Raw genomic sequence first — 12,158 nt, 5'->3', positions numbered from 1 at the left:
TATTAATCAGCGAACTCAAAGCTTGGGAAGATAGCCGGAATGCAGAAAAAGCCAGCATCAACTGGATGTTTGATGTGGATGGAGCCCGGCGAAAACTGAACCGGGCGTATGGCAATTTAATCAGTCAGAATTAAGTGGAAAGAGCACTAGTACAGCTAAAGTGAGTCATTTTTGTGCAAATATAATTTAACTCCAATGAAATACGCTATTGGATAAGTGAAAATAGTGACTAATACTAACCGATTGAAACAATGCCAGATAGCCGCACTAATCGAGCTCCAGCCTGATGGCTCTGTATTGTCAATTGGCTCTATGACGCCTCCTAAAAACACAGTCAATAAAGCGAGGGTTAGAGTATTTATCATAATGTAAAACAGTAGCTTAAATTCGAACTTCGATTGAGAAAGCACATACGCCTCGCATGGGTGATGCCCGCAGTAAAATTCAGTTAAAAAAACTGCCCTGCCAGTAAACTTTTTTCTCCAGCCCCTATTTCAATCAGTTTTTGTTGTTGCCACATTGTCAAAGCAACACATCTGCCACAGACTCCTTGCTCTGTCAGCACCAACACATGTTGTTTCAGTACAGCACCTTTGCGAGGGTATTCCTTTTTAAGCAACCATAAACATCCCGTACTGTCTTCCATCAGCAGCTCTACTATAGCTGGTTCGCAAAAGAGTGCAGCCAAATACCCCTTCGCAGTATCGATCTTGTGTTCTTCAGCGCTTATTGGATTAGCACGCAACACAAAGCTATCTGCCAGCAAGTCTGAAGGAGTGCTGCTTGAGCCACTAAACCAGTTCTGATACTTTTGTAACAATGGCTGAGGCCACCTTCTGTCAATCATATTTAAACACCACTTTTTGAATATAAATACTTTTATAAGAACTATAAGATTTGATAAATCATCTTATAAACAGCCGCTATTCGCTGCGCGGCCTTGCATACTTTTTAAATAACCATTATCACGTTCTGACTCATGAAATGAATGTACGAACTTTTCGTACTCAACTTTTGCTCGCCTGCAATCACCCAAAGCGCTGTATATTTCAGCAACAAAAAAAGGTACGTATTTTGGAGGTCGCTGATGTACTTTTGTTACGTTTTCGATAACATGTAACGCTTCAGCTTCATGCCCTGTTTTTGCCAGCAAGAGACCGCGCATTAAAGTTAAAGTTATGTGCCCCGCCACAATTTTGTCTGCACCAATCTCAAACTCCAGATCGCTATACACCTGCCAAGCTTCGGCATATTTATTTGAATAAATCAGACTTTCCAAATAACCGGTTCTTAGCCAGTCAAAAGTAACGGGTAATGCAGTTGGCAGTAGCGATAACGCTTTGTTAAAACTGGCATAGGCGTCGTCAAAACTGTTTAACATCAGTGCAACGCCGCCAGTCCCTCCATAAACGATAGCTAAATCTCGGTAATAGGATGATAAAGACTTATAATTTGCAGGTAAGGTGTTTCTCAACGTATGTGTGGCTGCGTCAGCTTCAAGTTCAGCTAACTCCGTGTTTAGCAACTGGATAAGTTGTTGGGCTTGTCCAAAATAGGCGGTAAAAAGATAAACTCTGGCTAAATCAGCTAATGTATTCAGGTATCGGATTTTGTCACCTTGAAGCCATTGCAGCCCGAACTGTGGCGACAAGGTGCGCTCTAGTATAACTTTCGCCTGATCGTATTGATTTAGTAACATCAGTGTCTTTCCCAAGCGAACTTGCGACAACCAGTAAAGATCAGGATCTTCTTGCTCCAAAACAGGGTTAACGGTAAGTAATATGGAAAGTGCTTTTTTGGGGTCGTTATTATTGATATAGGTTCTGGCTATTACACTCTTAATAGATTCATGGACCCATATATCCTTAATAGGTTTTTCGACTAGTAAATTGAGAGCATTGTCCAGCATGTCCACAATAGCATGTTCGCGTGAGCTTGCTCGGCTGGGATCGTAGCTGGTAATCATATTGTTTATATAATCAAATGCTGCTGCATGACGATTAGCTCGAAGTTCAGACTCGGCTTGTAAACGAGTGATATTATCAATGTGGTACCACAACGCACATGCTGTCATCAGCGTTGTCAGCGCTACTGTAATTACCCCTCTGAAGTTACGTTTTATAAATAGCAACGCATTGAAACGCCAGCATCTTTTGCCAGTGGCGCTGACCGGGTAAAAATGGCAATATCGGTGAAGATCATCTTGCAATGACGACGCTGACTGATATCTGTTGTCAGCCTCTGGTGTCATAGCTTTATTGATAATGGCAATCAGATCCGATGCTAACGTTATTCTAAATTGCTGAATAGTAGCAGAGCGTTGTGCTGCTATTCTACGTTTAGAAAAGATAGTCTTCTGATCAAACATCTGGAGTAAAGCCGCTGAAGGGTTTGATGCTGATTCTGCTGTATTGTATGTTGGTGTTGCCTTGCTACCTGTTAACAATTCTTGCAATAGTAGCCCGGCTTGCCAGATATCTGTGGTAACAAGGCCCCGAATGCCTTGTCGTTGTTCAGGGCTGGCATAAGAAGGTGTATATACTAAGCCACCACCTAGGGTGCTGCTGTGTCCTCCCTGACTTAGGGCATCGGCTATACCAAAATCCAGTACTTTAACTTCCCGATCAGGAGTCACTAGCACATTGGCGGGTTTAATGTCCTGATGCACTATCAGATTGACATGAGCATAGCTAAGAGCATCTAGCACTTGCCTCAACAAAGCAATTCGCTGCACTACTGATAGTCGCTTGCGGTTGCAGTATCGGGTTATAGGCTCTCCATATACATACTCCATCAGCATAAAAGGCAAACCGTCTTCTGAAACTCCCGCATCATACAATTGTGCGATGTTTTTATGCCGCAACATTGCCAGTGTATTCCATTCCCGCATAAAGCCAGCACGCTGATCCATCACTACATCGGCACGTAATACCTTAAGCACAGCAATCTGTTGATAAAGGCCGTCTACTCTCTTAGCTAGATAAACAACAGACATAATCGTCTTACTGAGTAAACGTTCAGCTTCATAAGCACCAAATCTTCGTCCACACAGATTTGGATAACAGTCGGTTTCAGCATTGTCCGACAGCAGTTTGTGAGCAAACCCTGTCATAGACGCTGCAAAAGGATTAATGTCTTGCATGATCTGAGCACACTTAGCGATTAATAAGCAACACCAGCCGTATATTTACTGCGCCAGCACGGATTCTGACTGTTAAAAGCCTAGCAAACTAAATAGCACTTTGCTGTGGCTGCTTTAACATTTAGCTAAACGTAAAGCGGAATGATTTTGTCCAAAAATAATCAGTGTAAATAATCAACACTATGAATGTTGGTTAGATTTAGTTTCAGAAAATCGCTCGAGTATAGGGCTCAGCGATCTATCAATGGAGAGGCAATAAGTCACAACAGAACATCCCAAACGCGGAGTTTAATGTCATTGCAGTTATTGCTCGTTAAGCCGAGCTCGGGTTTATTGATTATCGGCTTTGGTTGTTCAGTCCGAGAATTATGCTGCTCTTAGTATTGCAAACTAATGGGCCAGAGTGAAAAATGCAGATGTTTTCAAATTGGGTCCGATGGTAATGTAACTTTTCTCAGGGGAATTTCGTTATCAGTAGTGTGAGTACTTGCATATAAGAGCTAAGGAGACGACATGATAAGTCGAAGTTTGAAATTAATACCCCTGCTGATATTTTCCGGAGCAGCAGTTGCAACAACAGTACCAGCTCCATTGCCTGTTGCTGTGCCTGGTATTTCAGGTGTGGTTCCTGCTCCAGGTTCTGGTCAGGTCAGTCTGGACATCACACCTGAAATCCACTTCAGTACAACGACCTCTTTTGGTTATACCGGAGGTCTGATTAAAGTTACTGATCAGGCAACTGGCGAAACTGTTTATCAATACGACCCTGAGCCTGGCGATGCACAGGAAAGGCAAGCTGTGATGCGGTTGGCTATTCCTGCTGGTACGCTAAGACCAGCGACAAGCTACCAGATCACTGCAGGTCATTTGTTTAGCCGGATTAATGCCAGCCCATGGAATATTCAGGCTATTGCTGCAGGTCAATGGCAATTTACCACTGAAAGTCAAACTGTTGCTGCACCCTTGGTGCCGGCTCAGGCTGGTATTACGGAGGTATTTCCGGCTCAAAACAGCACCCATGTTCCTTTGACAACAGTCCCCCGGATCAGCTTTGCCGCAGCAAGCAATTTTAGCTACACAGGCGGAACTATAAAGCTTATTAATCTGAACACCGGGACCACAGTGGATGAATTTGATCCTGAAACAGGGGATCCTCAGGAAGGCCAAACCAGCTTTGAACTGCATTATCAGCTTGAAGCAGACACAAGTTATGAAATTCAGGCAGGGCATTTGTTTTCCCGCATCAATACATCGCCATGGAATTTGACGGCAATACCTGCCGGGGTATGGCGTTTTTCTACAGGGGAAACTCTGATAGAGCAACCAGCAGAGCCTGAGCAGCCAGAAGACCCAGCACAACCAGACCAACCTTCTCCGCCAGAATCACCACCTGTGACTGAACCGGACGAGGGGGGCGAAATTGATGATGTGGCTGGCATTGAAATGTTAAGTCCTGCACCAGGACAAACCAATGTGTCGCTGCAAAGCAGACCAAAAATTACCTTTAGTGCGCCAAGCAATTTCAGTTTTACTGACGGCGCTTTTATTTCTGTGATCAACATCACGACCGGAGAGTTAGTTGCTCAATTTGATCCAGCAAGCGGTGATAGTCAGGAAGGACAACTGAGTTTTGTTCTGGACGTGCCGCTGTTACCGGAGAGCAGCTATGAAATTCAGGCGGATAACTTATTTGCCCGAATTAATGCAGCCCCCTGGAATCTGTCAGGTATTCCTGTTGGCTACTGGCAGTTTACGACTGGGGAGAGTATTACTGAGTCTCCTCAGTACCCGGCTGATAATGCACCAGAACCAACACCTCCTGCAGGGCCAACCTTACCGGGTGGAATTCCACCTACGGCAACTCCTATTCAGACCGACCTAAGCTGGACTGCAAACATTCCTCAGTCGCATCCACGCCTGGTATTTAACTCCAGTGGTCTCGCACCACTCCAACAGTGGGCGGCTAACAATAACTTTGAGCCAAGAACCACAACCAACCCCATACATTCCAGCTTTGATCCTGCAGGAAATGCTTTGAAGTACTTGCTGACGGGTAACAGCAGTTATGCTGATATTGCGCTGCAAGGCATCATCAATGCAACCGACAGCATGCACCAACAAATTGGGCGCAATACCTGTAATCAATGCCGTTGGTATGGTGAAGCAGTGATCCTGGCTTACGACTGGATTTATGACTACATTCCTGTGTCACAACGGGAAGAGATAGCAGAAAAACTGGACCAAACTTTCACTCATTTCCTTAATGCCTATTGGGGCGGAGAGCAGGTTCAATTTGCCGAAAATAACTATTTCTGGGGCTACTTCCGCAATGCAGTATTGTGGGGCATTTCGAACTTCCATGAACGTGAGAATGCTCCTGAATTTATTCGTCGTGCTATGGCCGACCGTTGGCAGGCGATAGCTATTCCACATTACAACGGCGTTTCTCCGTCAGGTATTCCAGCTGAAGGCGTGGATTACGGTCCAATGATGTTGTACTACAACATTACTGTGCAGCAGACACTTGCACTGTATGGCCGTGACCTGCATCAGGAAACGCCTTGGTACCGGAATGCCGCCTGGTGGTTGCTGTACAGCAGTTTGCCTAAAGACAGCTATGACAATCCAAACAGCCAGGAAAAAGTATGGTCTGTGTTTCCTTATGGTGACGCAACTAATTTCTGGAGCAACCACAGTGCAAGAAACGGCGGAATTCGTCAGTTTACCCATTACGCTGTGACTCAATGGAACAATACGCCTCTTGAAGGCTATCTGCGCAGCCTGATCAACAGAACCGGATTAAACAGCGGTATCCCGCCTTATATTGCGGCCTTTGATGATGGTGGCGAAGAGGGCAACCTGGCTGAGTTACCTACGGACTTCTTTATTTCCGGTGATCCGGCCTACCTGTATTCCAAAAGTTCATGGCAACCTGATGCGGCCATACTTAATCTGCAATTGGTGTCGCCAAACCCTGTAGGTCATGAACATCTGGATGCCGGTAACTGGCAGCTGTGGAAAGATGGGGTGTGGGCAAGTCGCGAATCACCATCACGTGGTTTTGGCTCAACCAATGGTCAGGTTCCGGGTTTTGGTGGGGAAGGTACAGTTGAAGTTCATACACCTGTTGCCCACAACACCTTGCTGATCGATGGTCAGGGTCCTGGCTTTTATTTGCAGTCCAGAGGCAGGGTGCTGAATATTACCAGTGAACCTGACTATGTGTATGCTGCTGTGGATCTGACGCAAGCTTATCCACAGGACAAAGTGGACAAAGTAAAACGGGAATTCTTGTTTATAAAACCGCTGGAAACTCTGTTGATCCTGGATCAAGTGGAGAAAAAATCAGCGGACAGTACGGCTAGTTTCCTGGCTCATGTTCAGCTACATCCACACATCAGTGGTCCGATTTACACCAGTCAAAACCGCCATGTTAAAACAGAGATACAGACACTTTTACCGACAGAAAACTATTCGGTAAGGGTGATTAACGAGCAACGCGAGCATCTTGATCATGCTCACCGGATTGAAGTGAACAGCACCAATTCAGAGTTGTTTTTACACTCTGTCAGTGTCAGCACCGATGAGCAAACCAGAGTCAGCGTGCAGTTAACTGAACATGAAGATCACTATCTGATTAGCCTGCAACAGGAAGGTGAAACTAAAGCTGTGGTAAGTGTCAGTAAGGCGCAGCTTCGTTTCAGCTCTTATCAACCTCAGTCTGGTGCTGCAACTGAACTGCCGCTGGGTATTGAAAACTTGTCTGTATCTGATCAAGGACTAAGCTGGACTAATAGCTACCAGTAACAGCCGTTATCGGGGGCGGAGTCAACTGGCTCCGGCCTTTTTTTTCGAATATAAATCAAAGTTGAATGTGATAAGAAAAAACTGTGTATTGCAGTAAGCAATCTCTGAAGGTGACAGCACTATTTGGATGAACTCTGAGGCATCTGTACTTTCGCCCCTCCTTTTTTGAAAACAAAAAGTATTAATTTGCACTGCTATATAGGCCAATAGGCTGTTTTTGTTTTTATATGACAAATTGTAAGCTTCAATTTCGGGGGATATCTAATCTGAACAATGCCTAAAACAAGGTTACAGGCATGTTAAAGATAAACACTATTTTCACGAACATCTTCATCAGTGCCAAACAAAGTAAATTCTGAATTATTATGAAACCCCACTCTCGGTAAACTGTGCCGATTAAGTGCTCTTGGTCAAAAACAATCAAGCCAAACTACTGCATAAAATGCAGGCTTACTATCATAAGCTAATAAGGAACACTCCTGAGTCAATTAACCAAAGCCTTGTATGGCCATAGTGAATCAGATAAGGCGAGGCCATACATGCTGTCTGGTTGAAATATGTTCGAGTATCATTGTGCCTTGATGCCCATGTAAAGTCAGATTTTTACACACCTGCTTGACGTTTTTGCTGTCAAATTCGTTTTACTTAGTGAAATACCAACAAGCAGAGGTTTTAAATGACTCGATTAAATAAACGCAGTGTTAAACTGGCTGTGGCAGCAGCATTGTGCATGTCAGCAGTAACAAGTAGTTATCTGTACGCTATGCCACAGCGTGTAGGTTCATGGGAGTATGCCATTGATGTGCCTTGGCGGATAACACCGGGTGATGATGGCGTTTTTCGCGATAACATTCCTATTAATATTACCATTCATGACGCTAACAACAGGCTCTATACCCCAGGTTGTAAATTCTGGACTGTTGAAGTTTCAGATTGTGAAAATCCTTCGCCAGCGGAAATACTCAGTGTTAAGGTCACGGAAAAAGACTATCACGGTAATGTAGTAAAAACGACCAACTACGACAGTACCTGGCTCTTTATGTCAATAGAAAGTACAGTCGGTATTTGGCATAAAGAAGGCAATGATGGTGTTCTGGTGCGTCCTGCAGTCCATGGGGGGTTTGGTGGGACATTCCCGCATCGGAACGACAACATTCAAGGCTATCAGACTTTGTGTGGTGAAGCCACTGATACCCCTTGTACTGCTAATGCGCTGAAAGGTGTTGATAACACCAGTGCCTGGCATGCAGTTTTGTCCTATAACCCTGAAAAGAAAACAGCGGGCCATCTTCTGCTGGAAGTCGAAGTAAAGTACAAAAATACCGATGGCAAAACCCGCGGCCTGAAAACCAAACTGGTGACTAAGATCGCCAGCAAACCTTTACCAAAGTTTGATGACAGCTACGCCTATGGCGACTTGCATTATCATGCCCAGGGCACTGATAACACTGGTGAGGCGGGTTACTCGTATCGCGAAGCTATGCATGCCATGAATGCCATAGGATTAGACTGGGTAGTTTTTTCAGATCACGCCAATAATGCCGAACAGGTATCTTTTATCGCCTTTGATATTGACTTTGGTATTTTAGGCGCTCTGGTATCTGGTGACTTGGGTTTTTTTGGTGAGCTAGACAGTTATGCTGTCTTAAGCGATATGAGCCCCAGGCGCTGGCGAAACCACTGGCGCTTATTAAATAACGATTCTGGATACTATTCATTTGGCCCTGTAGGTGCTAACAGATCCAATGAAATAGCCTATCCAATTATAAATCAGCGTCGCAGCGGAACACCTGGCAGCAACACGCTGCGTGTACCCACTATGATTTTAGGTGGTGAGGTAGACTATATACCTGAGCGTGCCGCTGTAGCCAGCACTCAAAGGAAAACTGCGAAAACAGGAACTGTCGCGCCTTATATAGAAACTATTTATGATATGTGTCACTTTTACCCCGAGAGTCGTTTTTCTGCTTTAGCAAAATACCTGGATGATCACAGTAATGAACTCGATCTTTTTATCGACGTGACCTCTCCAGCACAAGCTGGAGACAATACCAACAATCTTGTTCCGCACCCAACTACGGGTACACTCGTTCGTCAACGCCTTTGCAAAGAAACACAAACGGCAGAAAATATCTCTGGCGAAAATCGTGCTTTATTAAAAGATATTCAGGGGATGGGTATTGGCTATAGCCGTCAGCATTTAATTCATATTCCGGCTTCGGCCAATTTGTACGATGCCGGCATTATGGGGAATACCACCAACACCGGTGGTGCAACCCGCAGGCTAAAAGAAATTATTGAAACTGAATATGAAAACGCAGGGAAAGGTTATGCCTTTTTGGCCCACCCCAACGCCATGGCATCTGGCTATGGCCTGGGCAGGTTAGGGCCGGATATCAGGCCCTTATCGAAAGACCAGTTAACGGATGCGATGAAAAGTCCGTACATACTGGGCCTGCAAGCCTGGAATGAAAATGACAAAGTAAAAACACATATTGCAAATCCTGCAGTAAAAGTTACTGCTTCCCGCTGTTCCTCTGGCACTATTACTATTGGAGGAGCTCAGGACGGGTACAGGAAGAAAAATAATCCCGACCCTAAGACTGGTTATACGTTAGGCGGTGAGTGTAAAAATGAAACAATGTCTGGCTGGTATGACGGTATGCTGTATGACCCGTTACGTGAGCTTGACGATTCAAAACCCTTAAGCTGGGATGAGAAAAAAACTTCGCGCTTTCAGGAGACTGTTGCTGGCTTTGAAATGTTGGATCTGGTGAACCTGATCGGTATGCAAAAGTCTTTTATCCGCACCCTGCCATGGTTAGGCAACAGCCAGCCACGCAAAATGTTTATTGCCGGTGGTTCTGATGCTCATGGTGATTTTAACCATCGTCGCGACGGTATTGCTTCAGGTACTGAATCTATCAACAACACCGCTATGGGGACGCCGCGCAACTTAGTGATGGTGGGAGACCCAGAAGGCAGGGAAGTGATCAGCCTTGAAGGCAATCAGCAGTTTGAAGGTCGTGCTTACTCGCACGAACAAATTGTTGCAGGGCTCAAATCCGGTAACTTTAGCGTTACCGATGGCCCGGCGGTGCGTATTGCTATAGACACCAACAAAAATGGCATTATTGACAGTGGTGACACCCCTATGGGAGGCACACTGGTAGCTCAAGGTTATGGCTCTTTACAAAACCAGGTGATTGATATTCTGGTCGAATTTAAGAGTACGGCCGATTTTGGTCATGTTGATCGCGTGATGTTGTTTATGGGGGGTGTAAATGATGCTCAGGGTAGTTCAGTGCGCTACGGTCCCTTAAATGGTCCTCGTTATGAGCCATCGTTAATTGGCGCTAATATGACGCGTTGGGGGGAGGGGCAGCTTACTGTACCTGCAAGCCAGAAAGTGTATCTGAGCTCACAAGATACCAGCCCACGTTACAGCTTCCGTGTGCACAAAGACCACGCCGCCTATGGCAAAGAGCATAGGGTATGGAGTACCACCGCAAATGGCATGGAAAAAACTTATGGCGGTTTAGCCAGTACATACCAAGGTATTGCCAAATTTACCGTGCGTATGGCCGATCTGCCGATTGTCAAAGAGCGTTGGGATAGTTCCAGCGGTAAATTGGTACAGGATCAACTTTTTTATGTTGACCGTGCTTTTTTCCGTGCTGAAGTATCCACAAGCAACACAGGGTGTGCATCAGGTGAAATACGTGTCAGTTGTGCCCCAAACCTTGCCGTAACTAACCCGGTCTGGTTTGTAAATCGCGAAGAACCCGTTATGTATAATGAGTAATAACTTAAAAGGTGTGCGTAAGCACACCTTTAAAGAGGAACAAATAATGAAATTTAAGATCTCCTTATATACAGTCGCCTTGTTGCCAATGCTTGGGCTTGCAGCAGCTCAGCCACCAGTAGTCGACTTGCAATTGCAAAGTTATGCGGTTGCGGTAAAAATGGCCCGTGATTTTCAGAAAAATGGATTGGAAATTGATGTTGCTGCCTTTCACCAGGGTCTGCAGGACGCATTAGCATCACCTGACAAGGTAAAGCACCCTGAAGCCACTATTGAAAAATCGGTCAGCGACTGGAGAGTGACTGCAAAGCAAAAAATTGAGCAACACAACGAACAGCTATTTCAAAAGAACACACAAGCTGCCAGCGAGTTTCTGGCAAAAAACAGAAAAATGCCCGGCATTGTTGAACTCAACAACGGTGTTCAAGTGGAATGGTTGCAGCAGGCGAAACAGAAAATACCACCAGCTATGTCACAATATGTGGAGGTTCATTACATTGCGCGGAAAATAGATGGTAGTACTATTTCCTCGTCGAAAGATGAACTGACCCCCTTTATTGAAAAAGTAGAGGCACTTATGCCTGGCTGGCGTCAGGCAGTATTACATATGTCAGTCGGAGATAAAGCCAAGGTGTTTGTTCCGGCGGATCAGGCTTTTGGCAAGCAGGGGTTGCGCGGCAAAATTGAGCCTGGCGAATTGCATATTCTTGAAATGGAGCTGATTGCTATAAAAGATACGCATGAGCATAATCATGGAGACTGGCACAACCACTAACTTCATGCTGCTCAACCAGAGGTGAATCTGGTTGAGCAGGTATGGGTTGCCTCTCATCCAAAGGGTTACTTTTGGAGTGTTTATAGGCATGTTCCTCTTTAATCGCAGGGCCCGCATGTATGCTGGCAACAGGTCCTCATTCACCACCACATTACCGCGTCAACGGCATAGTGTCTAACCTGCCAGTGTTCTACACGGCTTTTGATGTGAAAGAAGGCGACAAGCTGTATATAGCGCCGGAAAATCGCGTGAAAATTTGGTAATTATCAGACTAAGTCTGGATTGTTAGATATCAGGGCCGCAATGCGGCCCTTTTTGATTTTGGTTTGTTGTATTTAAGGTCTGGCGACTCCAAAGCAAGAAAGTGAAGGAAGCACTTTCTGACAGCTGAAGACTGGCCGGTAAGGTGAATTGGATGGATGCAATTCGTTAAAGTCGACCGCAGGGTGCAACAACAAGGCTGCAGCTTCAAGTACAAGGGAGCATTAATAGACAGAGCTAACCAAAAACCTGATAAGCAGGACGAGGTCTTGCTCGCTGAGTTCTTCCAAAATTGAAACTGGCATTTATCATCATTCCATGGATAATAAGCGGCAATAAAAAGATCAGGCGGTGCTTGCAGCAAAGTG

Annotated in this window: 6 protein-coding genes; 4 read left to right on the top strand and 2 right to left on the bottom strand. The window is 45.1% G+C overall.

What is annotated here, in order from left to right:
* Positions 1-448: 448 nt before the first annotated feature.
* Positions 449-847 carry a hypothetical protein gene (locus J2W69_RS19735; RefSeq protein WP_310281786.1) on the bottom strand — a complete coding sequence of 133 codons (399 nt, stop codon included), beginning with the start codon at positions 845-847 and terminating at the stop codon, positions 449-451.
* 63 nt (positions 848-910) lie between these two features.
* Positions 911-3,142, bottom strand: a complete 2,232-nt coding sequence (locus tag J2W69_RS19730) for a protein kinase domain-containing protein (protein ID WP_310281784.1) — start codon at positions 3,140-3,142, stop codon at positions 911-913.
* Between the two features lie 513 nt (positions 3,143-3,655).
* On the opposite strand from J2W69_RS19730, the gene J2W69_RS19725 reads away from it, so the two are divergent.
* The 4 genes from J2W69_RS19725 to J2W69_RS19710 all read left to right on the top strand — a co-directional run bounded on the left by J2W69_RS19725 (position 3,656) and on the right by J2W69_RS19710 (position 11,792).
* Positions 3,656-6,949 (top strand): hypothetical protein, encoded by a 3,294-nt coding sequence (locus J2W69_RS19725; protein ID WP_310281782.1) that lies wholly within the window; start codon positions 3,656-3,658, stop codon positions 6,947-6,949.
* Positions 6,950-7,679: 730 nt separating this feature from the next.
* Positions 7,680-10,754 carry a CehA/McbA family metallohydrolase domain-containing protein gene (locus J2W69_RS19720; RefSeq protein ID WP_310281780.1) on the top strand — a complete coding sequence of 1,025 codons (3,075 nt, stop codon included), beginning with the start codon at positions 7,680-7,682 and terminating at the stop codon, positions 10,752-10,754.
* Complete coding sequence (locus J2W69_RS19715; RefSeq protein ID WP_310281778.1) at positions 10,747-11,529, top strand: FKBP-type peptidyl-prolyl cis-trans isomerase N-terminal domain-containing protein; 783 nt, start codon at positions 10,747-10,749, stop codon at positions 11,527-11,529. The genes J2W69_RS19720 and J2W69_RS19715 overlap by 8 nt, the downstream gene beginning before the upstream one ends.
* Positions 11,530-11,648: 119 nt before the next feature.
* Positions 11,649-11,792 (top strand): M13-type metalloendopeptidase, encoded by a 144-nt coding sequence (locus J2W69_RS19710; RefSeq protein ID WP_310281775.1) that lies wholly within the window; start codon positions 11,649-11,651, stop codon positions 11,790-11,792.
* Positions 11,793-12,158: the final 366 nt, after the last annotated feature.

Source organism: Rheinheimera soli, from assembly GCF_031457405.1.
GTDB lineage: Bacteria > Pseudomonadota > Gammaproteobacteria > Enterobacterales > Alteromonadaceae > Pararheinheimera > Pararheinheimera soli_A.
The sequence above is the reverse complement of the archived record's forward strand: the minus strand, read 5'-3'. Positions and strand labels throughout refer to the sequence as shown.